Raw genomic sequence first — 23,153 nt, 5'->3', positions numbered from 1 at the left:
CACGGACCCCGGCTTTCGCCGGGGTTCGCATTTCTGACGCCCTCAGATATTGATGCTCGTCGGGATCAGGCTCGGCTGGAGATAGGGATAGGGCGCGAACCGCTGCGCGTTGCGCGCGAGGATTTCGGTCTCGACGTCGGCGAGTGCGGCCTGGAACCATGCCAGCGGGCCGCTCTTCGCCGTCACGCGCGGGTCCTGGAACCATTTCGGATAGGGAAAGGCGTTGCTGCGATAGTCGCCGAGCGGGCGATAGTGCAGCGACCCGAGCAGTTCGAGCACGTTCAATTGCTCGAGCGCGAGCGCCATCGGCGGCATCATCGCGAGCCAGCCGGGCTTGTCGTGCCCGCGCTGCCCGGTCGGCGCGGCTTCCCACCCCGCCCCCGTCACCGCGGGGGCAAAGGCCATGATGTCCTTTTGCGGAAAATTGACCGCCGCATGCTGCGCGCTCGCGGTGAACATCACCATCGTGCAGATGTTCGCGAGCTGCTTCCGGCTGGTGATCGGGCCGAAGCCCCGGATCTTCGCTTCGGTCGCGAGGCACGCCGCCCACGCGGCAAGCTCGGTGTCGGCCGCCACCGCGGCGTCGTTCGCATAATAGAGGTCGACATATTGGCGCGCCCATTCGTGGATCGCGTTCCACACGAGCAGGGCATCGTCGCGGTACGGATAGTCGGCGAGCGCCGAATCGCTGCCGACGCCGCGCGCGGCGAGATCGGCGGGCAGCATGCGGGCGTAGAAGTCGAAGGCGAGCCGCGCGTCGACCGCCGCCGCCTGGCTCGAGGTGATCGTGCCTGCGAAAATATGGTCGATCGGGCCGTCCGCGGCGATCAGCGACGTCGCCGCCGCTTCGTTGATGAACAGCGTGCCCTCATAGTGCGGGACGAGCAGCGCCCAGATCGGGTGGACCTCGGCGAGGTGGCGGTGCGTCGCGACCGCGAAGGCCTCGATCACGAGGTGCGTGCGCGCAAGGTGCGTGAAGAGTTCATGATAATTGCCGTCGGCGACCTGCACGACGAGCTTCGCCATCTCCCAGCCCCACAGTTTCTCGGGCGCGGGTGAGGGGGTGAAGATCGGGAAATCGGCCGGATCCTGGCCGCACTGGATCGCGACGGGGACGAGCGACGATCCGCCGGGTGGCACCGCGAACAGCGCGATCGGCTGCCCGACATATTTGGCCTCGCCCTTCCACGTGCCCGGGTCGAGCACCGCAAGATCCTTGTAGTCGAGCAGGAAGAGCCGCCCGTCGGCGAGCGCCCGGTCGAGCGTGTCGCCGTTCACCACCGCGGCATATTGCTTTGCCGACAGCGGGAAATTCGCGGGGAGCGCGTCGCCTGCCGCGGTGACCAGCATATTGTTCGGCCCCTGCACGCGCAGCCGGGCGAATTCGCCGTCGTCCTGGAAATTATAGGCGATACCGGGGACGGGCAGCGTCCGGAACAGCGCGCGATAGGCGTCGAGGCTGCGCGGGGTCTTGCGTCCCAGTTGGGCGATCTCGGCGTCGCTGACCTTCATCAGTTCCTCGAGGCGGTCCTTGTAGCCCTGAAGCAGCGAAAGATGCGCGTCGCGTTCGATCGCCGCAACCGCATTTTCGACGTCGCCGACGATGCGTTCGAAGATGGTGCCGCCTTCGTGGACGCCATGGTCGGTGGCGATCTTTGCGGTCGAGGCCTCGATCGCGTCGCATTCGGCGAGCGCGGTCTCATAGTCGGTCCGCGGACCCGCAAGTTCGCCCTTGTCGACGCCGTCGAGCTTCACCGCGAGCGCGTTGCGCACGATCGTAAGGCCGATGGTGATCAGGCGGCCGAACCATGCGATCGTCGGCACGTCGTTGCGCGGCACGTGGGTCGCGAGCGGAACGCCGGGCAGCGTCGGGACATCGTCGGTCCAGACATAGACGGTCTGCGTCGCGGCCAGTTGCGCGGCGCGCGCGGCCTGCTGGGCCGGGCTGTCGTTCTGCGGCAACGACGGGTGTGCGGACGGCATCGGCGACGCCGGTACGACGACCGGCGTGTTCAGCGACGGAACAGGATAGGACATGATGACAATTCCCCCAAGGATCGAAAAGACTGGCGGGACTGGTTTCACAACATGGTTAATATTTCGCGATCCATCGCGCTGTTGTTTGATCCTATTCGGGTGATAAGCGGGGATTTAATTCCTTAACCGATGCTTTACCCGCGGTTGGTATCGCCGTTCGCATGACGGGGGTTCATCACTGGTTGCGGACGCGGATTTTTCCGCCGGTTCCGGAAGCGATACGCGACGATGTGGCGTTGCTGCGCGCCGATCGTGTCGAAACACTGACCCCGATGCTGTTCCTGATGCTGGCGGCGACGACGCCGACCGCCATCTACGGCGGGGTCGAAAGCGTCCACTGGATCGTCCGCCTCGGCTTTCCGGTCACGCTCGCGGTCGTATGCCTTTTCGGCTTCTTCTTCCTGCTCAAGACGCGCGGGCGGCGGATGAGCCCGCGCCGCGCGCGCCGGGTGATCAAGGAAGCGACCTGGCTGTCGGGCACGATGGGCGCGATGTGCAGCAGCTGGACGGTGGTCAACTGGCTGGCTGCGCCGCCCGAACATCACAGCTATTATGCGATGATCATGGCGATGGGGTCGCTCGCGACCGCCTATTGCCTGTCGTCGATCCGCTTCGCGACGATCGTCAACCTCGGCATCGGCCTCGTGCCGATCATGCTGCTGATGCTGACCTCGGGCAATCCGCCCGAATTCGCGGCGGGAACCAGCCTGTTCGTCGCCACCGCCTTCCTGCTGCGCATGATCGTCCAGCAGCACGGCCAGCTCGTCGACCTGCTCCAGCTGCAGCAGCAGATGCGCGACCTCGCGCACACCGACCCGCTCACCGGGGTGTCGAACCGCCGCGAGCTCGATGCGCGGCTCGACCGCGAAATCGCCGCGGCGGACGAGGGGACGCGCTTCGCGATCGCGCTGCTCGATCTCGACGGGTTCAAGCCGGTCAACGACCTCCACGGCCATGCGGTCGGCGATGCCCTGCTTTGCGAGGTGGCGGCGCGGCTGCGCGGCGCGTGCGGGCACCATGCCATGGTCGCGCGGCAGGGGGGCGACGAATTCGCGATTCTCGTCCCCGCGGGATCGCCCTTGCTCGACACCGCGCTCGCGGGCCACATCCTCGCGGTGCTCGCCGCGCCCTATCGTATCGAGGGCAAGGTGATCCGTGTCGGTGCCAGCATCGGTGTCGCGACCTGGCCCGAACAGGACAGTGCGCAAAAGCTGTTCGAATTCGCCGATCGCGCGGTCTACGCGGCCAAGGCCGGACCCGGCGATCCGCTCCTGTCGCCGGTCGAAAGCATCGCGCAGGCGGGCTGACCGCGGCTTGACCGCAGGCAGGGGCGCCGCCAGACAGGCGGCATGACCTTCGGACCCCTGCTGCGCGCGTCCGCCGCGCTGTCGCCCATCGCCCTTGCCCTCGCTGTCGTTCTCGCCGGACCCGTACCGCTCGCTGCGCGCGAACCGGCGGCGCCGGCGGCCACGACCGTCAGCGCGGGCACGAACCCGCAAACCGATGCCGCGCGCGCCTGGAATTACGCCGCGAGCGACGTGCCGGTCGATCCCGGCATCGTCTTCGGCGTGCTGCCCAACGGGATGAAATATGCGCTGCTCAAAAACAGCACGCCCAAGGACAGCGTGTCGCTGCGCCTGCGCTTCGACGTCGGCAGCTTCGCCGAGGCCGACGACCAGCGCGGGCTCGCGCATTTCCTCGAACATATGGCGTTCAACGGATCGACCAACGTGCCCGAGGGCGAAATGATCAAGCTGCTCGAACGCAAGGGGCTGGCCTTCGGCGCCGACACCAATGCGTCGACGGGCTTCGACCAGACGGTCTACCAGCTCGACCTTCCCAATGCTTCCGACGATCTCGTCGATACGGGGCTGATGCTGATGCGCGAGACCGCGAGCGAGCTCAGGATCGATCCCGAGGCGGTGAACCGCGAGCGCGGTATCATCCTGTCCGAACGCCGCGCGCGCGACACCTATCAGCTGCGCAGCGCGGTCGACCAGTTCGCCTTCCTGTGGCCCGGCATGCGCGTCGCCAGCCGCCTTCCGGTCGGCACCGAGGAGGTGATCCGGAACGCGCCCGCCGCGCGTATCCGCGACCTTTACGACCGCTATTACCGCCCCGAGCGTGCGACGCTGGTGATGGTGGGCGATTTCGATCCCGCGGCGATCGAGGCCAAGGTCCAAGCGCGCTTCGCCGACTGGCAGGGGCGCGGCCCCGCGGGCGGCGACCCCGACATCGGCACGATCGACTATGGCCGCGCGGCGGCCGCCGACGATTTCGTTGATCCCGCGATCAGCGACGGGGTGACGATCGCGGCGTTCAAGCCCTGGGTGAAGCTGCCCGACACCCGGGCGAAGCGCGCGCAGGATCTGGCCGAGGGGGTGGGCGAGGCGATCGTCGGCCGCCGCCTGGCCAAGCTGGCGCTCGCCGAGGATTCGCCGATCCTGAACGGCTATTTCGGCGATTCGAACGGATGGGATATTTTCGACCAAGTCACGATCGGCGCCGCGGCGAAGCAGGGGGCATGGCGCGAGGCGCAGGCGCTGCTCGAACAGGAATGGCGCCGCGCGGTCGAACATGGCTTCACGCAGGCCGAGGTCGACGAACAGCTCGCCAACCGTCGCACCGCGCTCCGCAACGCGGTTGCGGGGGTCGACACGCGCCGCAGCGAAAGCCTGGCCAATATACTCGTCGAGGCGGCGAAGGGCGATTTCGTCGTCACCCGGCCCGAAACCTCGCAGGCGCTGTTCGAGGCGAGCGCGCCGTCGCTCGACGCCGCGGCGGTCACCGCCGCCTTCCGCAAGCGCATGGAGGGGCTCGGCGCGCCGCTCGTCCGCGTGACCGGCAAGGCGCCGATCGAAGGCGGCACCGACGCGATCCTCACGGCGTTCAAGGCCTCGCAGCAGGTCGCGGTTGCCGCGCCCGCCGCCGCGGCGAGCGCCGTCTTCGCCTACACCGACTTCGGGACCCCGGGGACGGTCGTCAGCGATACGCGGATCGCCGATCTCGGCATCCGGCGCGTCCGCTTCGCCAACAATGTCATGCTCAACGTCAAGCGGACCGATTTCCAGAAGGACATCGTCTATCTGGCGCTGCGCATCGACGGCGGCAGCCTGCTCGCTACGAAGGAGGATCCGACGCGCGTCGCGCTCGCGGGTTCGATCAGCCTCGGCGGGCTCGAAGCGCACAGCCGCGACGAGCTCAGCACGATCCTCGCCGGCCGCACCGTAAGCAGCAGCGTTGGCAGCGGTACCGATGCCTTCGGCGGCACCGCCCGCACCTCGCCCGAGGATTTCCTGCTGCAGGCGCAGTTGATGGCGGCCTTCCTGACCCATCCCGGCTACCGTCCCGACGGGCTCGCGCTGATCCGGCGTTTCCTGCCGCAGCAATATGCCGCGAACGACGCGACGCCGGGCGCGGTGCTCGGGCGCGACGCGGGCGGTATTCTCGCCAATGACGACCCGCGCGCGGTCACCCCGCCGCTGGATGCCATGCTCGCGCTCGACTGGGCGAGCCTCAAACCCGCGATCGCCGACAGCATGACGCATGGCGCGATCGAGATCGGGGTCGTCGGCGATATTGACGAGCAGGCGGCGATCGACGCCATCGCCGCAACCTTCGGCGCGCTGCCCGAACGCCGCCCGGCCTTCGACCCGCGTCCCGAGGCGCGCATTCGCGAATATGCGCAGGACCGCAGCGAGCGGACGCTGATCCACAAAGGCCCCGCCGAGCAGGCGGAGGTACGCGTCTACTGGCCCGCGCGCGACGACAGCGACCTTGCCGAGGCGATGCGGCTGCAACTGCTGGGCCGTGTGATGCAGTTGAAGCTGACGGAAGAACTGCGCGAGAAGCTTGGCGAAAGCTACAGCCCCGGTGCCGGTGCGACCCTGTCGGATGATTTCCCCGGCTACGGCCATCTTTTCGCGTCGAGCAACGTTGATTTCAAGGATATCGCGACGACACGCGCCGCGATCTTCCGTATCGCGCAGGAACTTCGCGATGCACCCGTCGATGCCGACCTGCTCGACCGCGCACGGCGGCCGTTGGTCGAGGCGATGACCAAGGCGCGCCGCGAGAATGGCTATTGGCTGCCCTATGTCGCCGCGGCGACGAGCAAGGAGGCGCGGCTCGACCGCAGTCGCCAGGGCATCGCCGAGGTCGAGGGCGCGACCGCGGCCGAGCTTCAGGCACTCGCGAAGCGCTATCTGGGCGACGACAAGGCGCTGGTGATCAAGGCGGTGAGCGACAAGGCGGGGACATAGCGACGACCCCAACGACCGGTTGCGGTCGGAAATCCTCCCTGTCGCGCAGCGATGGGGAGGTGGCAGCGCGCAGCGCTGACGGAGGGGCCGGCGCCGTCAGGCGTCGCGAGGCCTTGCCGCTCCTCCACCACCGCTTCGCGGCGCCCCCCCCCCTTCCCCACAGCCTGCGCGACAGGGAGGAGCGGTAGCGACCGACCGCTTGCGGTCAAATCACGCCCCTCAAGTCCGTTGGTGCCGAGCGAAGTCGAGACACGTGAAGGCCCGCACGAACGCAGCGTGTCTCGACTTCGCTCGACACCAACGGGGACCCGACCGAACCCGGAACGACGAAAGAAGGCCATGGCGGTTTGCCATCCTGCGGCTGGCATCGGCTATCATCGCGGCGCGTCGGCGCTGCCGCGCGTCAAACCCGGCCCGGTGCTCTTGCGCGGATGAAATTTTCCAGCGCGACGAAGATCATCTCGCGGCCATCGCCGCCGAGCAGGTCCGAACTCAGCCGGTCGAAGCGGGCGCGATCGCCGTCAGCGGCCGCGCCGACCATATCGGCGAGCAGCGCCTCGTCGAAGCTGACACGCGGGCAGCAGGGCGGGGCGACGGCGAAGGGATCGGGCCAGCAATGCCCGATCGCCTCGACCACCAGCCGGTAGCGCCGCGCCGCGAGGATATTGCCCCAGCGGCGTTCGAGCTCTGGCATCGGGTCGCGCTCGCTGCGGCGACAGAGGATGCAGTAGCGCAGCGCGAGCACCGCCTGCGCGGCGCCGACCGGCAGGTCGCGGACGAGCGCCTGCTCGGCCAGCCTGCGGATCAAACTGCTGCTTTCCATGCTGTCTCCTCGTGCCGGGCCGATCGTCGGCAATCCCGTGCCGGCTTTCGAAAAAGCCGCCGGCCGCTGCGTGGTGCAGCGACCGGCAGGAGGGGACTGCCTCGCCTTGCTATTGAGAATTATTCGCAAATACAAGCGAAAAAAGAGGCGCCCGAAAGCGCCTCCGAAAACCGCGATTTTTCTTTGCGCGCGCCGCACCGGCCGGCGGCCGGATCGGCGCGAAGTGCGATCAGTCGTCGCTCACCGGCTTCGACTGGAGCTGGATATAGTTTTCGAGTCCCATGCGCGCGATCATCTCGAACTGCTTTTCGAGTTCGTCGACATGATGCTCCTCGCTTTCGAGGATGTCCGAGAACAGGTCGCGGCTGACATAGTCGCGGACGCTTTCGCAATGCGCGATCGCATCCTTGAGCAGCGGGATCGCCTCTTCCTCGATCGCGAGGTCGGCCTTGAGGATTTCCTCGACCGTTTCGCCGACGCGCAGGCGCCCGAGCAGCTGGAAATTGGGCAGGCCGCCTAGAAAGAGGATGCGGTCGGCGAGCTTGTCGGCGTGCTTCATCTCGTCGATCGACTCTTCGCGCTCGAAATGCGCGAGCCGCGCGACGCCCCAATTGTCGAGCATGCGATAGTGCAGCCAATATTGGTTGATCGCGGTCAGCTCGTTCTTGAGCGCCTCGTTGAGGAAATCGATGACTTTTTCGTCGCCCTTCATTGGTCTTGTCCTGTTTTGAGATCGGGTGGGGAAGGGTGCATCATACCCCCCCGGACCCGCTCAGGCCAAGGTCAAAAAAGGCGGAAAACCAAGAAAAATCAGGCGGTCGCGGCGACGTCGCTGATGATATTGCGAGCGAATGACAGGCACTGTCCGCACTTGGGTTTGCGACCCAATTGCGCATAAGCGGCCTTGGCACACCGCAATTGGCCATCGCGCGCGACGTCGCGCAGCTGGCTTTCCCTTATTGCGTTGCAGACACAGACGACCATGTGCGAATCCTTCTCAACAATCCCGGTCTAGGGATAGTGCGAGGGATTCGCAATAGGAAAGATGCGAGTGACTCGCAGTGTGAGCAGCCGCGATTTCGTGGCGCTGGCCCCTTGCCCGCGGCGTGATTCGCGGGCATAGGCGCGCCCATCTTCCCGCCCTTCCAGAACAAAGGCCCTCCCATGAAAGTCCAGGTCTATGTGACGCTCAAGCCGGGGGTCCTCGACCCGCAGGGCAAGGCGATCCACCATGCGCTCGAGGGGCTGGGCTTCGGCGGCGTCAGCGACGTGCGTGCGGGCCGCTTCATCGAACTCGAAGTCGCCGACGATGTCACCGACGCCGATCTCGACGCGATGTGCGCGAAGTTGCTCGCGAACACGGTGATCGAGAACTACCGCATCCAGCGCACCTGATCCGCGGGTCACGAGGAGCATCGCCATGAAAACCGCCGTCATCGTCTTTCCCGGTTCCAACTGCGACCGCGACATGGCGGTCGCGCTCGAAACCGTGACGGGCAGGGCGCCCGCGATGGTGTGGCATCGCGACAGCGAACTGCCCGACGGCACCGATTTCATCGCGCTGCCCGGCGGCTTTTCCTATGGCGACTATCTGCGCTCCGGCGCGATGGCGGCGCGCTCGCCGATCCTGCGCGCGGTCGCCGACGCGGCGGCGCGCGGCGTGCCGGTGCTCGGCGTGTGCAACGGCTTCCAGGTGCTCACCGAGGCCGGGCTGCTCCCCGGCGCGCTGATGCGCAACGCGGGCCTGAACTTCGTCTGCCGCAGCGTGACGCTCCGCGTCGAGAACAGCCAGTCGCTGTTCACCGCCGCCTATCAGGCGGGCGAGACGATCGACATTCCCGTCGCGCATCATGACGGCAATTATTTCGCCGACGACGCGACGCTCGACCGGATCGAGGGCGAGGGACGCGTGGCGTTCCGCTACGCCGCGCCGGTCAATGGCTCGGCGCGCGACATCGCGGGCGTGCTGAACGACGCCGGCAATGTGCTCGGCATGATGCCGCACCCCGAACGCGCGATCGACCGCGCGCACGGCGGCACCGACGGACTACGCCTGTTCGAAGCCGCGCTCGGCGTCCTCGCCTGACGCTTCGCCGCGCGCCGAGGCGGGCGGCCACCAGCGTTCGAGCAGCACGAGCACGCTCGGCCACCACAGCGTGTTCCAGATATCGTGCCAGTGCGCGGTGTCGGGCTGCAGGTCGCCGCGCAGGTTTTCGCCGCGCAGGTCGAGCCATTCGCCGGCCAGCGCGGCTGCCAGAACCAGCGTCCACGCGACCCAGCGCCGCTGCGGAACCAGCAGCCGCGCGCCGAGATAGATCGCCATCCCGCCATAGATGTGGAGCGCGTCCTTGCTGAGCCCGCTGCCGTCAATCAGCAGCAGCTTGAGCTGTTGGTAAATCTCCGATGCGGCGGCTGCCACTCCGTCAGACCTTTGCCCGGAATGGGGTGAAGTCGGTACCCTCGTCGAAGATGTCGACCCCCTCGCGGCGCTTGAGGGTGCCGACGACGGCATAGGTTACGGGGGTCAGCGCCGCTTCCCACAGGGTCTTGATCAGCCACTGCGACAACACGACCTGGGCCAATTGCTCGGGCGGCCACCCGGCAAGTCCGTAAAAGGCCAGCGGATAGAAGATCAGGCTGTCGAGCCCCTGGCCGACGATCGTCGATCCGATCGTGCGCATCCACAGAAAACGTCCGCGGGTCCACAGCTTCATGCGGGCAAGGACATAGGAGTTGGCGAATTCGCCGACCCAAAAGGCGCACATCGACGCGATCACGATGCGCCAGCTGTTGCCGAACACGGCTTCATAGGCCCCCTGGTGCGGCCAGCCGTCGGCGGGTGGCAGCGATACGACGACCCACGCCATGAACGCCATGAAGGCGAGCGCGGCAAATCCGGTCCAGATCACTCGCCGCGCGCGCGCATAACCATAAACTTCGGTCAGTACGTCGCCGATGATGTAGCTGATGGGGAAAAACAGCACGCCAGCGCCGAACGCCCACTGGCCGCCGTCGGGCAGCGGAATATAACTTGGTTTCGATGCACCGATGATGTTGCTGAGCAACAGGATCGCCACGAAAGCCGCCATCACCAGATCATAATAGCGGAAATGCCGCACCGCGGCGGCATTGACGGCGGCGGGCGCACCGTCGGCAGGGGATGACTCGATCATGGCCTTGCTGCTTATCGCGCTTTGCGGCGCGCGCAAACCGCGCTATTCGCCGCGCCGGGCGCCCGTAGCTCAGCTGGATAGAGCACCCGCCTTCTAAGCGGGTGGTCGCAGGTTCGAATCCTGCCGGGCGCGCCATTCTCGAACAAAAGAGAGAACTGCGGGCCGGTACGGTTTTGGAGCCGCTGATGCGGATTTCCCTGTCGTTCACGCGCACCTCGCTGGGCAGCAGCCGGGTGTAAGCCTGGCGTAGATCAGGCGGGGCATGATGCAACTTGTCGCCGAGCAGCAGCGCCAGCTTTTCGACCTTCGATGGCCTGATCACGGGTTCGGCCATCGCAAGGCGACGGGTGAGATCAGAAATTTGTTCGGCAAGCTCATCCCGCCTCATCCCGCCGGAACCGGCCGGTTTCCGGCGACGGGAACGGAGATGTGGATCATCAAAAACCGAAGGCGACGCCGACCCGGCCGCCGGTCGAGCCCTTGACCGTCGATCCCGCGATGCCGCCGCTGACATATACCCGCGGCGCAAGCCGGACGACCGCAGCGCCGGCGAAACCCTGTTCGCCGCGATAGGTGGCAAGGTTGAACGAGACCGAGACATCGCTGTCGGGAACGATCATCGTGCCGCCCATCGCCATCGCGGTCGCGATGCCGCCGTTCGCCTGTTCGGCATGGCGTTCGAGCACCAGCGTGCGCTGGTCGAGTGCTGCCGCCTGCTGTTCGAGCAGATTGACCCGGCCGGGAAGCCCGCCGAGCGTCGCGATATCGAGGGCCGAGGTGCCGAGGTTGCCGGCGGCGTCGGTGGTCAGCAGCCGCAACGTACCCGTCTGGGCCGCATTGCTCGCCGTCGAACCCACCCCCGCGAGCGTGTAGGTGCTCGCCGAATTGCCGAGCGAGACCTGGCCCGCGCGGCTGGCGACGGCGCCGTTGCCGATCGCGATCGACCCGTCACCCGTGGCGCTGCTCGCGTTGCCGAGCGCTACCGCGCCCGTCCCGACGGCCGTGTTGTTGGCGCCCAGCGCCACGGCGCCGGTCCCGGTCGCGATGTTGGGATCGCCGATCGCGACCGCACCATTGCCCGAGGCCGTATTGCCTGCACCGATCGATACCGCCTGCCCGTTGAGTGCGCGGGCGTTGGCGCCCATGGCGACCGACTGGTTGCCGCTGGCGAGGGCGCCGGGCCCGACCGCGATCGAGTCGACGCCGGTGGCCTGTGGCCCCGGCCCGGTGCTGTTGGCGCGGAAATAGGTCCCGTTGGCGAGCGCGGTGTTCGCGGTCGATTGGGCGGCGGCCGCTTCCGAACGCGCCGTCGTCGCGGTCAGCTGCGCCGCAGCGGCTTCGCTGCGCGCGCTGTTCGCGGTCGCCTGCGCCGCCCCGGCATTGGCAAAGGCGGCATCGGCACGATCCTGCGCGAGCGCGGCATTGGCGCGCGCGGTATCGGCCTGCGCTTGCGCCGCCGCGGCTTCGGTTCGTGCCGTGTCGGCGGTCGCCTGTGCGGTTGCCGCCGCCGCGGCGTTGGTCTGCCCTGCGGCGAGCGCCTGATCCGCCGTCGCCTGCGCCGCATCGGCGTTGGCGAAGGCGGCGTCGGCGCGGCTCTGCGCGGTCGCGGCTTCGACGCGCGCGGTGTCGGCGGTGGCCTGTGCCTGTGCCGCTTCGAGTCGGGCGGTGTTGGCCGTGCCCTGCGCGGTGGCTGCATTGACCAGCGCAGTGTTCGCGGTCCCCTGCGCCGCGAGGGCCGCGGACTGCGCCGTCGCGGCGTTCGCAAGCGCGGTATCGGCGGTGCCTTGCGCGGCTGCGGCATTGGCCAAAGCACTGTTCGCGGTACCCTGCGCACCATTGGCGGTCGCTTGCGCCGTCGCGGCATTGACCAGCGCCGTATCCGCAGTCGACTGCGCCGTAGCCGCCGAGGCCGCATTGCTGGCATTCCCGGCCAGCGCCGCGTCGGCGGCCGCCTGTGCCGTCGCCGCATTGGCGAGCGCCGTGTTCGCCGTGCCTTGGGCCGTGGCTGCATTCGCCAATGCGGTATCGGCGGTGGTCTGTGCTGCGGCAGCGCTTGCCGTCTGCGTCGCGATCGCGGCATTCAGCTGGTCGAGGTTGACCGCATCGGTGCCCGCGGTTGCGGTGCCAACATTGGCGATGATCCGTTCCGCTCCCGCTGCGCCCACGGAAACGGTGTTGGCGCGATCGGCGCTCGACCCCGCTCCGATCGCGACGCTGTTCGGCGCGGCAGCGGTCGCGGCGTCGCCGAGCACGGTCGAGCGATCGGCGCTGGCAAAGGCGCCCGCCCCGATCGCGATCGAATCGTCGCCGGTGGCGCCGCCGATATTGCCGATCATGATGGCGTCGCGGCCGCTCGCCACCGATTGCGAACCGACGGCGATGCTAAAATCGCCGCTGGCGCGCGTCGGGAGCAGATCGCCGCCGCCGATGGCGATTCCGAACGCCCCCGCCGCGGTGGCGTTTTCGCCGACCGCAACCGTACCCTCGCCGCTCGCCTGGGCGCCGCCCCCGGCCGCGATCGAGCGGAGGCCGCCGGCCTGTGCGTTCGCGGCGGCGGAATTCACAGCGACATAGGGATTGGCGCCGGCGGCCACGCCAGCCAGCCCGGCGTTGAGCTGGGCGAGGTTGACCGCGTCGGTTCCCGCGGTGCCGGCACCGACATTGGCGATGATCCGCTCGCCCCCTGCCACGCCCACGGAAACGGTGTTGGCGCGGTCGGCGACCGAAAAGCTGCCGAGCGCCACCGAGTTGAGGGCGATGGCCTGCGAATCGCTGCCCAGGGCGGTTGCGAAATCGCTGCTGGCGAGGCTGTCGCGGCCGACCGCGGTGCTCTGGAACGCCTGCGCGCGGGCAAAGGTCCCGGCAGCGGTTGCGCCTTCCGCGCTGGCCTCGGCAATGAAACCAGCGGCCGTCGCGTCCAGTGCGGAGGCCGTGCTGCCCGCACCGGTCGCGGTCGATTGCAGTCCTGTCGCGTGGGCGAAGTCGCCGGTCGCGGTGCTCCGCGTGCCGGATGCTTCGCTGAAGCTGCCCGTTGCCGTCGAAAAACCGCCGGTCGCGAGCGCCCCGGAGCCGGTGGCGCTGCTGCTTTCGGCGGTCGCCTGCGCGCCGATACCGGTTGTGGTGCTGTTGAACCCCGTTGCCCGGCTGAGATTGCCCGTCGCGGTCGATCCTGTCGCATTGGCAATGCTGTCGCGGCCGGTTGCCGTGCTGCGCTCGCCGCTCGCTTCGGCGAAGGTGCCGGTCGCGGTCGAGCCGATGCCCGTTGCACGCGCGCCCCAGCCCAGCGCGGCGGCGTCCATGGCGGCCGCGCGGCTGAATGCCCCGATCGCGACGGCATGGGCTGCGGTCGCCTGGCTGTCGGGGCCGATCGCGATCGTCTCGGTGCCCGTCGCCCGCGAGAGGCCACCAACCGCGACGTTGCCGTCGGACGAGGCCGCTGCCTGATCGCCCATCGCGATCGCCGAATTGCCCGTCGCATTGCTCAGATTGCCGAGTGCAATGGCGGCGGTCCCCGTGGCGACATTGTCGGCGCCGACGGCGATCGCCCCGGTGCCGGTTGCGCTGTTCGGGTCGCCGATCGCCACCGCGCCGTCGCCCGACGCGACATTCTCGAAGCCGATCGAGGTTGCCTTGCCGTTCTTGGCGACCGCGCCCGACCCGATGGCGGTCGCACCGTCGGATTGCGCCTGCGCGCCGCCGCCGGCGGCAAAGCTGTCGTCGCCCGTCGCCTGCGCGGGGGCCCCCGTGCTATTGACCCCGACATAGGGGTTGGACCCCGCCACAACCCCCGCGATGGCGGCGTCGAGCTGCGCGACATTGACGCCATCGGTCGCGGCGGTGCCGGCGGCGAGGTTGGTCAGCTGGCGTTCGCCCCCTGCCATGCCGACCGACACGCTGTTGCCGCGATCGGCGACCGAGCCGCGGCCGAGTGCGACGCTGTTGGCACCCGTCGCATTGGCGAATACGCCAACCGCCGTGGCATCGTCGGCGCCGGCGGTCGAATAGGCGCCGAGCGCGCTCGCTTCTTCGGCGGTCGCCTGTGCCCCCGTCCCGACCGCGGTTGCGTTGAGGGTCCCCGTCGCGCGCGCTCCGGTGCCCAAAGCGGTGCCCTGATTGCCCGTGACTGCACCGCCGCCGACCGAGACTGCGTTCAGGAAGGCCACCGAATTATAGCCTGCCGCGACCGAGTTGAAGCCCGAGAGGGCGTTGGCACCGACCGAGGTCGACTGGTCGCGCGTCTTGGTGTTGAACCCGATTGCGGTCGCATTCTCGCCCTCGGCCGCGGCGCTCGCCCCCAGCGACGTGGCATTTTCGGAAATGGCCTGTGCGCCGGTGCCGACCGCGGTGGCGTTGAGGCTGCCCGTCGCGCGTGCGCCGGTGCCGACGGCAGTGCCCTGATTGCCGGTCACGGCGCCGCTGCCCACGGCGACGGCGTTCAGTAAGGCGACCGAATTATAGCCCGTCGCGACCGAGTTGAACCCCGACAGGGCATTGGCGCCGACCGAAGTCGACTGGTCGCGCGTCTTGGTGTTGAACCCGATTGCGGTCGCATTTTCGCCTTCGGCCGCGGCGATGGCGCCGAGCGCTGTCGCGTTTTCGGATATCGCCTGTGCGCCGGTGCCGACTGCGGTGGCGTTGAGGGTCCCCGTCGCGCGTGCGCCGGTGCCGACGGCAGTGCCCTGATTGCCGGTCACGGCGCCGCTGCCCACGGCGACGGCGTTCAGGAAGGCGACCGAATTATAGCCCGTCGCGACCGAGTTGAAGCCCGACAGGGCCCCGCTGCCGATCGAGGTCGATTGCTGGCGGGTGGCGGTGTTGGCGCCGACGGCGGTCGAATCCTCGCCATCGGCCTCGGCATTGGCGCCGCATTCGGTCGCGTTCGCCGCGGAGCCGCTGTTGCATTCGGGTGTCGGGTCGGCGTGTGCCGGTGCCGACAGCGACAAGGCCAAAGCCGCGGGCGCGACGGTGAGAAGCAATCTGGTGGTCTGGCGCATCGGTAATCCCCTTGCCTTCGCCGCGCGGTGCGGCTGCGATGAAAACGCGACCTCGGGGCTTCGCTCGTCCGGCATGTCGGCCCCGCGCGCGATGCCGGCGGACCGGCGATCACGCTTGCCAAAGCCTTGGTGCGTCCGCATAAAATCGAACGGCCAAAACGGCTGGCAAAAGGTAAGACGGGAAAAGGCGATCGAACCGGACACGCCTCCTTCGGAAAAATTTCCGCGAACGGCCGATGCGCTCGTCGCCGCGCTTTACGAGGAGTTGCGGACGATCGCCCGGCGCGAGCATTATCGCGCCGGCGGTCCGCAGACCCTGCAGACGACCGCGCTGATCAACGAGGCTTATGTCAAATTGCGCCGCGCCGACGGCTGGGAAAGCCAGTCGCACTTCCTCGCCTGCGCGGCGACCGCGATGCGGCATATATTGATCGACGCAGCGCGGGCCCGGCTGGCGTCGAAGCGCGGGGCGGGCGATTTCAGCTTCACCCAGAGCCTCGATTCACTGGCTGCCGCCGTACCCGAGGACGAGCAGGTGCTGAGGCTGGGCGAAGCGCTAGAGGGATTGAAGCGGCTCGATGCCAATCTGGCGCAAGTTGTCGATTGCCGTTTCTTTGCCGGAATGGACGAGCGCGAAACCGCCGACGTTCTGGGTGTAACCGACCGCACCGTGCGCCGCTGGTGGGTGCAGGCGCGCGCGTGGATCCATCAGGAGATGGCGGCGACCTAGCGGCCCGCGGCGATGCGTTTGCGGAGCGCGGCGACCGACGGGAGATAGGAGTCGCCATTCGGACCGGCTTCGCGGAAGATCTTGTCGGCGGCGTCGATTTCCTTGCGCGCCTCGGCGAGGCGGCCCTGCTTCAGCCGGAGGATGGCGCGGGCGCGCGCGAGAACCCCGGTGGGCAGGCCCGGCGCTGCGGCGTCGAACAGGGGCTGGAGCCGGGTGACCAGCGCCTGCGCGCCGTCGATATCGCCGGACTCGGCGCGTGCCTCGGCGAGCGCGGCGCCGATGATGATTGTCGGCAATGCCTTGGGCGACAGATTGTCGGCGGCCATCGGCCAGGCTTCCTCGAGCGCCTTGCGCGCTTCGGCATATTTGCCGAGCGGCATCTGTGCGCGACTGAGCTGCATCAGGTCGACCGCGAGACCCGCCGATTCCCCCAGCGTCGCGCGGCGCTGGGCGACGAGGGCGACGAGCAGGGGTTCGGCCTCTTGAGGCTTGCCGAGGCGGATCAGGCGCAACGCCTTGAGCTGCCGGATATTGAGGTCCGACCCGCTGTTCGTCTCGCCCGATCGCGCGATAAGCGCCTCGGCGCGCGCGATGATCGGCGTCATTTGGTCGAGCTGGCCGAGTTCGATCATGTAGACGAGGATGTTGTTGTAGATCGACAGCATGTCGCGGTGGTTTTCCTTCCACACGACCTCGGCGTCGGGCAGCAACGACACGAGCAGCTTGACCGCCTCCTCGGTCTTGCCGGTACGGCGCAGATATTGCGCCTTGGCCTGTTTCAACTCGACGATCTGCAGGCGATAGCGCACCGGATCGGTCGCGAAGACGCGTTCGGCGTCCGCGATCAACGCGGGCATTTCGCCGGTATTGCCCGTCGCGGCCGCGGCCGCGGCCTTCTTGACCTTCAGGTCCGCCGTGGCGGCGGCGCTGTCGCTGCCGACCCCGCGTTCGAGCGCCCGGCTGACGAGGGTATACGAGCCGAGATTGTCCTCGAGGTTCACATAAAGATTGTAGAGCGTCGCGACGAGAACGGCCGATTCCTCGCTCTTGTCGAGCGAATTGGCGAGACGGTCGGCGGTCTGGTCGAGCATCTGCTTGACCGTCGCACTCTCTCCCGCGTCGGTTGCGGCGGTGTCGCGCAGCATCACGCTGAGCAGACGGTTGATCGCCTCCGAGCGCTTCGCTTCGGCGAGTGCGGCGTCGCGCTCGATAGCGGTCTGGCGGGCCTGCCATGCGATGCCGCCGGCCCCGACGAGCAATGCGGCGAGCACTGCCGCGGTCGCGGCCACCCCCCAGCGATAGCGGCGGAGGAAGCGCCCGGCCATATAGCGGGTCGACCCGTCGCGGGCCTGAACGGGCAGGAATTGCTGGTGGCGGGCGACATCCTCGGACAGCGCGCTGACGCTCAGATAGCGTTCGGCGGGGTTGCGGCGCATCGCCTTCATCACGATTGCGTCGAGATCGCCGCCGATCCGGTTCGCGGGGACCGGGGCACCGCCCGAGGCCGCGGCGCGGCTGGGGAGGGCGGCGTCCTCATAGAGGACGCGCCGGATCATCGCGGGCACCGAGGATTTTTCGCCGCGCCAGGGACTCTTGCCGCTCACCAGTTCGTAGAGCACGACGCCGAGGGCGTAGACGTCGGTTGCGACGGTCGCCTCGTCGCCGTCGAGCTGTTCGGGCGCGGCATAGTCGGGGGTGAGCATCGCCTGCGTCGTCGCGGGCAGCGCGGCGCTGTCGTCGAGCAGCTTGCCGATACCGAAATCGACGAGGCGTGGCTTGCCCGCCGGGTCGACCAATATGTTCGACGGCTTGATGTCGCGGTGGACGACGAGGTTGGCGTGGGCGTAGGCGACCGCGTCGCAGGTTTCGCGAAACAGCCGGAGCCGCGTGTCGAGGTCGGCCGCATGGACGCGGCACCATTCGTCGACGGGCAGGCCGTCGACATAGTCCATGACGATATAGGGACGTCCATCGGGTGCGACCCCGGCATCGATCAGCCGCGCGATACCGGGATGGTCGAGCCGCGCGAGCAGCCGGCGTTCGCGCGCAAAGCTTTCGGCGCGCTCGGCCGCGTCGACGCGCAGCAGCTTGAGCGCGACCCGCTGGTCGAAATCGGCGCCGGCGCGGTGTGCGAGATAGACCTCGCCGAGCCCGCCGCGGCCGATCAGCCGCTCGATGGTGAAGCCGCCGACATCCTGCCCTGCAGCGAGCGAGGTATAGCTGACCATTGCCGCTTCCGCACCGAGTGGCGGCGGGCTCAGGTCGAGGATTCCTTCGCCGCGCGAGGCGGCGAGCAGGCCGCGGACGGCAGAGACGATTTCGGGCACGTGCGTCGACCCCGTCAGTCCTTGGGTCTGGGCATCCGGCGGCAGGTCGACGAGTTCATCGAATAGCTCTTGGATCGCCTGCCAATCGTCGCGGTCGAGCGCGGTCATGATGCTATCTCCCCCATAATAGGGATATATCATCGGTGATCGAGGTAAAAGCGGCCTTTCGAAAGGCCTTCGAAGAGAGCCGGCCTTCACCTTGCCGACGTCAGCTTTTGGCAAATCGTTGCCGAAAGCTGACCGTCCGCTAGCGGCCATTCGCCACCGTCCGAGCGATGAGGCGCGCGCACCGCGCAGCCCCTCGGTTTCTATTTTGCAGCGCCGGCCGTCCAGCCGAACGCCTTCATCATGACGTCGAACAGGTGGGTGTTGGGGAAGTAGCCGCGGACGCGCTCGGCGCCGGCGCCCGTGGCGAGCGCAGGGACTTCCTCGGCAGTATGCGTGTCGTTGACCAGGACATTTTCGAGCCGGACGATCCCGTCCTTCGTCTTGGCTGCCTTCCACGCGTCATAGCCCTGAAGGACATCGCCGCCGCGGCGCCCGCCGTCGACCTGCAGGCCGAAGCTGTGGTCGGCGGTAAAGATCAGGAGCGTATCGTCGAGGTTCACGCGCTTTTCGACTTCTGCGATCAGCCGGTCGAAGTTCGCGATATTCTCGAGGCCTTCGCGCGGGTCGTCGGTGTGGGCGTCCCATTCGACGGCGAGAAAATAGCCCTTCGGCGATTTCTCGAGGATGTCCAGCGCCTTGAGCGTAGCAGCGCGAACGTCGATCTCGTCGGCGACGACGACCGGACGCTTCTCACCTGCCGTTACCTCGGCCAGCGTGGCGCGGATCGGGCGACCGTGCTTGGTGGCCAACTGGTCGAAGCTCGTTCCCGCGGCCGTCAACTGCTCGCCGATCTTGCGGCGACCTGCGCCGAACAGGACGTCCACGCCATCGCCGAAGCGCGGCGTGAAGGCCTGCGGGAAGATCTCGCCCCATTTCTTGCGGTCGTTCGAATGTGCGTAGTTGGCGGCCGGCGTCGCATCGGCGATCGACTGCGTGCTGATCACGCCGGTGAGCAGACCGCGCTCTTCGGCATATTCGAGGATGGTCTTGGTGGGCGTTCCATCCTTCTTGCCGCGTTCGACGTCGGGGCCCTGGCTGATGACCCCGTTGCGGGTCTTCACGCCGGTGACGATCGACGACATGCCGTTCGCCGAGTCCGACACGAAGGCGTCGACGGGCGACGTCTCGCTGAGTCCCAGATGCGGCCATTGCTGGATGCGGAGCTTCAGGGGTTCGCCATAGGCGAGCAGGCTCGCGGCGTGGACCGCCGACACGCCGCCGGCATCGGCGAGGAACAGGATGACATTCTTCGCGGTGCGCGGTGCGCTCTGAGCGGTGGCGTTCGTGGCGACAGCCGGGGCAGAGGTGTCGGTCGAGCTTGATTGCGCGGCTGCGGAGGCGGCGGCGGCAAGGGCGAGCGGAAGGCAGAGCCCATAAGGAAGGATTTTTTTCATCGTCATCGCTCTCTTTTCGATCAGAATTTATATTCGAGGCCGAAACGGAACTTCCGCCCGGTGAGGCTCGCGTCCTCGACGAACTGGCGATAGCCCGAGTAGGACACCTGCGGTTCGTCGGTCAGATTGGTGACCGCGACATAAGCGCGGAGGTTTTTGGCAAAGCTGTACGCGGCCTGCAGGTCGACGCGCTGCTCGGCGGCATAGAATTCGTCGCTCTCGATGCTGTCGCCGAGACCTTCGACATAGTGGCTGCGGTGAATGTAGTCGGCGCGAATTTCGAACCCCTTCCACGCCCATTCGAGCGACCCGGTGAAGAGGAATTTCGAGAAGCCCGGAACCGGAAGGTCGCGGTCGTCGGTGCGGTTCGGATAGGTCGCCTTGCTGTCCGAGAAGGTGGCACTGACGCTGGCGCTCAGGCCGCGCAGCGCGCCGGGAAGGAAGGTGAAGCGCTGGCGCGCGATCAGCTCGATCCCGTAATTCTTCGCGGTCGACCCGTTCATCGGAACCTCATATTCGAGGTCGCCGTCGGGATTCTGGATCGGGATCCCGTTCGCGTCGACGTTGTTGAAGTTGTAGACCTGCGTGTAGCTGAAATCGCGGACATTCTTGTAGAAGACGGCGATGCTGTAGAGTCCGCCATTGTCGGTATAATATTCGAGCTGGGCATCGAAATTGTCGGACAGCGCGGGCTTGAGATTGGGGTTCCCGTCGACGATGTCGCCATCCTCGTTCACGAACCGCCCCTGCGTCAGTTCGCTGAGCCGCGGGCGACCATAGCTGCGATTGTAGCTTTCACGCATGATGAGGTTCGGTGCGAGTTCGTGGCGGAAATGGATGCTCGGCAGCCAGTGGCCATATTTGTCGCCCTGCTTCGCACGCGTGAAGCTTGCATCGCCGTCGAGATAGCTGACCTGGTAGTTGCTGTTCTTCCAGTTCACATGCTCGTAGCGCACACCGCCGAGAATGGTGTGGGCGCCCGAACGCCATGTGCCCATGATATAGCCTGCCTTGGTCGTTTCCGAGGCGTCATAATCCTCGAAATAGCTGTCCTCGAGCGCGTCCTCTTCTTCGAAGCTGAACAGTTCGGGCCGGCTCTGCAGAAGCGCGACGCCCTTGGCAGGGATGACGTCGAAATATTTGCTGCCGCCGAGAATGACCTTGTTATTGGGATTGGCGACGTCGGCATAGGGAAAGGCCTCGTCCATCGAATAGACGTCGGCAACCTGGTCGAAGCGGCGCTTGCTACGGTAATATTTTGCGCCGGCCTTGAAGGTAAAGGCGCTCGATCCGAGATCGAAGGTCCGTTCATAATCGGCACGCGCGCTGTAGACCTTCTCGATACCGACCGAGTTGTTGAGGATGAGTTCGCCCTCGGTCACGAGTGAGAGATCGGTCGGATCGCGTCCGCTGAGCTCGTTGATGATCACCTCGCCGCGCGAGACGTCGATCAGCTGATATTCGAACTGGAGCCATGGATCGTCGGGTTCCATGACGAAGTTGAGTTCATTGTCGTTGGTCGTCCGGTCCTTGTTGCGCGAATAAAAGAAATCATAGGTCAGAAGGTCGTTGGTGCCTTCGTGACGGCCGCCGAAATTGGCGGAGAAAAAGCGCGACTTGCGATCGTCCTCGGTCCCGATCCACCCGCGCGACGCGCGCGACCCGTTGTTCCCCGTCGTGCCGCGGCCATAGTCGGGCGTGAGTTCGGCATAGGTCTTGCGGCCGCCCACCGCGTCTTGAAAGCGCGTGTCGATGTCGATGTCGGTTTCGAACTTCTCGCCGCGGCGCCCCGCATTGCTGTATCCGAAGCGGGCGTAGAAGGAATTGAAGGGGTCGGTACGAAAGTCGAGATTGAGGTTGGCCGTGGTCGTCCTGGTGACGCGCGTGTCATATTCCCAGTGCGACGATTCCATGAACCACACAGGATCGCTATATTGTTCGAGGCCCAGCGCAGGGTTGTTCGCCGGTGTCACCTGGACCCAGTCCATGTCGCGGTTGAGCGAGTAGCGGTCGGTCCGGTAGTTGCTGATCGTGCCGCTGATGCCGAAGTTCCGGTCGCCGCCGCCGATGCTGAAGATGTCCGAATATTGCGCAGTGACCGCGTGGCCCATCTTGTTGGGCAGGTCACTGTACACGCCGCCGACGTCCACGGCGATTTCCTGGCCGCTGCGCTGGAAGGCGCTGCGCGTTACGACATTGACGATGCCCCCGATCGCGTCGCCGTCGCGGTCGGGTGTGGGCGCCTTGATCACTTCGATCGTCGTGATGCCGTCACCAGCGAACCTGGTGAGGTTGATGCCGCGTGATCCGCCAGAGGTCGGAACACGGTTCCCGTCGACCTGAAAGGAGTTGTAGTCGCCTTCGATACCGCGAATGTTGATCCCGGTCGGTGAGCCGTCCTGATCGGTGTTGACGCTGAGCCCGGGCAGACGCTGGAGCGCGTAGCCGATATTGCCGTCGGGCGACGGACCGAAGGTCTCTTCGGAGACGATGTTGACGATGCCGTTGGCGGTTTTTTGCTGGTTGATCGCGAGCGCCTGGCCGCTGGCCTGCGCGCGGACGACGATCTCCTCGCGGCTGAGCGCACTGCTGGTCAGCTGGACGTCGACGGCGCTGTTGGCGCCCGGCGTCACGTCCACCGCCCGCGTGACCGTGTCGAGACCCACATATTCGATCTGGAGGGTGATCGGTCCGGCCGGCGCGGCGATCTGATAGCGACCATCCTCGGTCGTATAATCCTGTATGTTCGTGCCGACGACGCGCACGATCGCGCCGCGCAGCGACTTGCCGCTCGCTTCGTCGTAGACGCGGCCGGTCACCGTGCCCTCGCGTGCGCCGGTTTCGGCCGCTTGAGGTGCGCTTTCAGTCTGCGCATGCGCGGTTCCGGCGGCGAGCGCGATCATCGCCGAAGAGAGGAATGCGGCCGTACGCCATTTTGCAAAACAGTTCATGAGGTGCCCCCAGAGATTCAGTCGAAGCATCGGTGTGGGCCGATGCAGATGAGTAAAGCTCTCCCGTGCCGAAAGGCGTCGTGCCGATCGGGTGATAGAGAATTTGGAAATTCCGGTGTTTCGACTATCTGATATTGAAATTCTTGAATTCGGGCGGGCGCCCGTATCGTCCTTTCAATTATCGAGCTTTTTGTTCTCAAAACGCCTGTGAAGGAAGTTACGCCTCCTCCCGTGGCGGGAGCTAGGTTTCGATCGTGACATTGTTGTTACGCGTTGGAGCGGCGGATTCATTAAATTTCCCTAATGATCGGCCAGCCGAAAAGCCTTGTCCGGAAGCGCGTTTGCGCCGCGAAA

The 23,153-nt window shown here is 66.8% G+C and carries 15 protein-coding genes and 1 tRNA gene; 6 read left to right on the top strand and 10 right to left on the bottom strand.

Features of this window, described 5'->3' with window-relative positions; genetic code table 11:
• Nucleotides 1-42: 42 nt before the first annotated feature.
• The gene (locus tag EAO27_RS15185) at nt 43-2,037 is read right to left on the bottom strand and encodes a lipoxygenase family protein (RefSeq protein ID WP_242771213.1); all 1,995 of its coding nucleotides are present in this window, start codon (nt 2,035-2,037) and stop codon (nt 43-45) included.
• A gap of 161 nt (nt 2,038-2,198) precedes the next feature.
• Here EAO27_RS15185 and EAO27_RS15180 point away from each other — a divergent pair, with 161 nt between their 5' ends.
• Both EAO27_RS15180 and EAO27_RS15175 read left to right on the top strand, forming a co-directional pair.
• On the top strand, nt 2,199-3,344 hold the full coding sequence (locus tag EAO27_RS15180; RefSeq protein ID WP_242771211.1) for a diguanylate cyclase: 1,146 nt from the start codon (nt 2,199-2,201) through the stop codon (nt 3,342-3,344).
• A gap of 42 nt (nt 3,345-3,386) precedes the next feature.
• Nucleotides 3,387-6,299 (top strand): insulinase family protein, encoded by a 2,913-nt coding sequence (locus EAO27_RS15175; protein WP_242771208.1) that lies wholly within the window; start codon nt 3,387-3,389, stop codon nt 6,297-6,299.
• Between the two features lie 403 nt (nt 6,300-6,702).
• Here the strand turns inward: EAO27_RS15175 and EAO27_RS15170 are convergent, their stop codons facing one another.
• The 3 genes from EAO27_RS15170 to EAO27_RS15160 all read right to left on the bottom strand — a co-directional run bounded on the left by EAO27_RS15170 (nt 6,703) and on the right by EAO27_RS15160 (nt 8,106).
• Nucleotides 6,703-7,122 carry an addiction module antidote protein gene (locus EAO27_RS15170; RefSeq protein WP_242771206.1) on the bottom strand — a complete coding sequence of 140 codons (420 nt, stop codon included), beginning with the start codon at nt 7,120-7,122 and terminating at the stop codon, nt 6,703-6,705.
• A 229-nt stretch (nt 7,123-7,351) separates the two neighbouring features.
• On the bottom strand, nt 7,352-7,834 hold the full coding sequence (gene bfr / locus EAO27_RS15165; RefSeq protein WP_242771204.1) for a bacterioferritin: 483 nt from the start codon (nt 7,832-7,834) through the stop codon (nt 7,352-7,354).
• A 98-nt stretch (nt 7,835-7,932) separates the two neighbouring features.
• Nucleotides 7,933-8,106, bottom strand: a complete 174-nt coding sequence (locus tag EAO27_RS15160) for a (2Fe-2S)-binding protein (protein ID WP_242771201.1) — start codon at nt 8,104-8,106, stop codon at nt 7,933-7,935.
• Nucleotides 8,107-8,286: 180 nt separating this feature from the next.
• Between EAO27_RS15160 and purS the strand changes: the two genes are divergently transcribed.
• Together purS and purQ are read left to right on the top strand one after the other, a co-directional pair.
• On the top strand, nt 8,287-8,517 hold the full coding sequence (purS, locus tag EAO27_RS15155; protein WP_242771198.1) for a phosphoribosylformylglycinamidine synthase subunit PurS: 231 nt from the start codon (nt 8,287-8,289) through the stop codon (nt 8,515-8,517).
• Between the two features lie 25 nt (nt 8,518-8,542).
• On the top strand, nt 8,543-9,208 hold the full coding sequence (gene purQ / locus EAO27_RS15150) for a phosphoribosylformylglycinamidine synthase subunit PurQ (protein ID WP_242771195.1): 666 nt from the start codon (nt 8,543-8,545) through the stop codon (nt 9,206-9,208).
• Here the strand turns inward: purQ and EAO27_RS15145 are convergent.
• Nucleotides 9,170-9,541 carry a hypothetical protein gene (locus EAO27_RS15145; protein ID WP_242771192.1) on the bottom strand — a complete coding sequence of 124 codons (372 nt, stop codon included), beginning with the start codon at nt 9,539-9,541 and terminating at the stop codon, nt 9,170-9,172. The genes purQ and EAO27_RS15145 overlap by 39 nt on opposite strands.
• A 4-nt stretch (nt 9,542-9,545) precedes the next feature.
• Nucleotides 9,546-10,295 carry a queuosine precursor transporter gene (locus EAO27_RS15140; RefSeq protein WP_242771189.1) on the bottom strand — a complete coding sequence of 250 codons (750 nt, stop codon included), beginning with the start codon at nt 10,293-10,295 and terminating at the stop codon, nt 9,546-9,548.
• Between the two features lie 58 nt (nt 10,296-10,353).
• Here EAO27_RS15140 and EAO27_RS15135 point away from each other — a divergent pair.
• Nucleotides 10,354-10,430, top strand: a tRNA-Arg gene (locus tag EAO27_RS15135).
• A 302-nt stretch (nt 10,431-10,732) separates the two neighbouring features.
• Here the strand turns inward: EAO27_RS15135 and EAO27_RS15130 are convergent.
• Nucleotides 10,733-15,238: a YadA-like family protein gene (locus EAO27_RS15130; RefSeq protein ID WP_242771187.1), complete on the bottom strand. Its 4,506-nt coding sequence runs from the start codon at nt 15,236-15,238 to the stop codon at nt 10,733-10,735.
• Between EAO27_RS15130 and EAO27_RS15125 the strand changes: the two genes are divergently transcribed.
• On the top strand, nt 15,153-16,019 hold the full coding sequence (locus EAO27_RS15125) for an ECF-type sigma factor (RefSeq protein WP_242771185.1): 867 nt from the start codon (nt 15,153-15,155) through the stop codon (nt 16,017-16,019). The genes EAO27_RS15130 and EAO27_RS15125 overlap by 86 nt on opposite strands.
• On the opposite strand, the gene EAO27_RS15120 is transcribed toward EAO27_RS15125, so the two are convergent.
• The 3 genes from EAO27_RS15120 to EAO27_RS15110 all read right to left on the bottom strand — a co-directional run bounded on the left by EAO27_RS15120 (nt 16,016) and on the right by EAO27_RS15110 (nt 22,799).
• On the bottom strand, nt 16,016-18,454 hold the full coding sequence (locus EAO27_RS15120; RefSeq protein WP_242771183.1) for a serine/threonine-protein kinase: 2,439 nt from the start codon (nt 18,452-18,454) through the stop codon (nt 16,016-16,018). The genes EAO27_RS15125 and EAO27_RS15120 overlap by 4 nt on opposite strands.
• A 200-nt stretch (nt 18,455-18,654) precedes the next feature.
• Complete coding sequence (locus EAO27_RS15115; protein WP_242771181.1) at nt 18,655-19,854, bottom strand: alkaline phosphatase; 1,200 nt, start codon at nt 19,852-19,854, stop codon at nt 18,655-18,657.
• A gap of 14 nt (nt 19,855-19,868) precedes the next feature.
• Nucleotides 19,869-22,799, bottom strand: coding sequence for a TonB-dependent receptor (locus tag EAO27_RS15110; protein WP_242771179.1), 2,931 nt, complete (start codon nt 22,797-22,799; stop codon nt 19,869-19,871).
• Nucleotides 22,800-23,153: the final 354 nt, after the last annotated feature.

The sequence above is a fragment of the Sphingopyxis sp. YF1 genome (assembly GCF_022701295.1).
Classification (GTDB): Bacteria; Pseudomonadota; Alphaproteobacteria; order Sphingomonadales; family Sphingomonadaceae; genus Sphingopyxis.
Note: the sequence above shows the minus strand (reverse complement) of the source record. Positions and strands in the feature narration are given on the sequence as shown.

Bases quoted from the DNA above. Each gene is read 5' to 3' on its own strand.
- EAO27_RS15115 (WP_242771181.1), bottom strand. From the start codon at position 19,854: ATGACGATGAAAAAAATCCTTCCTTATGGGCTCTGCCTTCCGCTCGCC.
- bfr (WP_242771204.1), bottom strand. From the start codon at position 7,834: ATGAAGGGCGACGAAAAAGTCATCGATTTCCTCAACGAGGCGCTCAAG.
- EAO27_RS15185 (WP_242771213.1), bottom strand. From the start codon at position 2,037: ATGTCCTATCCTGTTCCGTCGCTGAACACGCCGGTCGTCGTACCGGCG.
- EAO27_RS15110 (WP_242771179.1), bottom strand. From the start codon at position 22,799: ATGAACTGTTTTGCAAAATGGCGTACGGCCGCATTCCTCTCTTCGGCG.
- EAO27_RS15140 (WP_242771189.1), bottom strand. From the start codon at position 10,295: ATGATCGAGTCATCCCCTGCCGACGGTGCGCCCGCCGCCGTCAATGCC.
- purQ (WP_242771195.1), top strand. From the start codon at position 8,543: ATGAAAACCGCCGTCATCGTCTTTCCCGGTTCCAACTGCGACCGCGAC.
- EAO27_RS15175 (WP_242771208.1), top strand. From the start codon at position 3,387: ATGACCTTCGGACCCCTGCTGCGCGCGTCCGCCGCGCTGTCGCCCATC.
- purS (WP_242771198.1), top strand. From the start codon at position 8,287: ATGAAAGTCCAGGTCTATGTGACGCTCAAGCCGGGGGTCCTCGACCCG.
- EAO27_RS15160 (WP_242771201.1), bottom strand. From the start codon at position 8,106: ATGGTCGTCTGTGTCTGCAACGCAATAAGGGAAAGCCAGCTGCGCGAC.
- EAO27_RS15180 (WP_242771211.1), top strand. From the start codon at position 2,199: ATGACGGGGGTTCATCACTGGTTGCGGACGCGGATTTTTCCGCCGGTT.
- EAO27_RS15170 (WP_242771206.1), bottom strand. From the start codon at position 7,122: ATGGAAAGCAGCAGTTTGATCCGCAGGCTGGCCGAGCAGGCGCTCGTC.
- EAO27_RS15120 (WP_242771183.1), bottom strand. From the start codon at position 18,454: ATGACCGCGCTCGACCGCGACGATTGGCAGGCGATCCAAGAGCTATTC.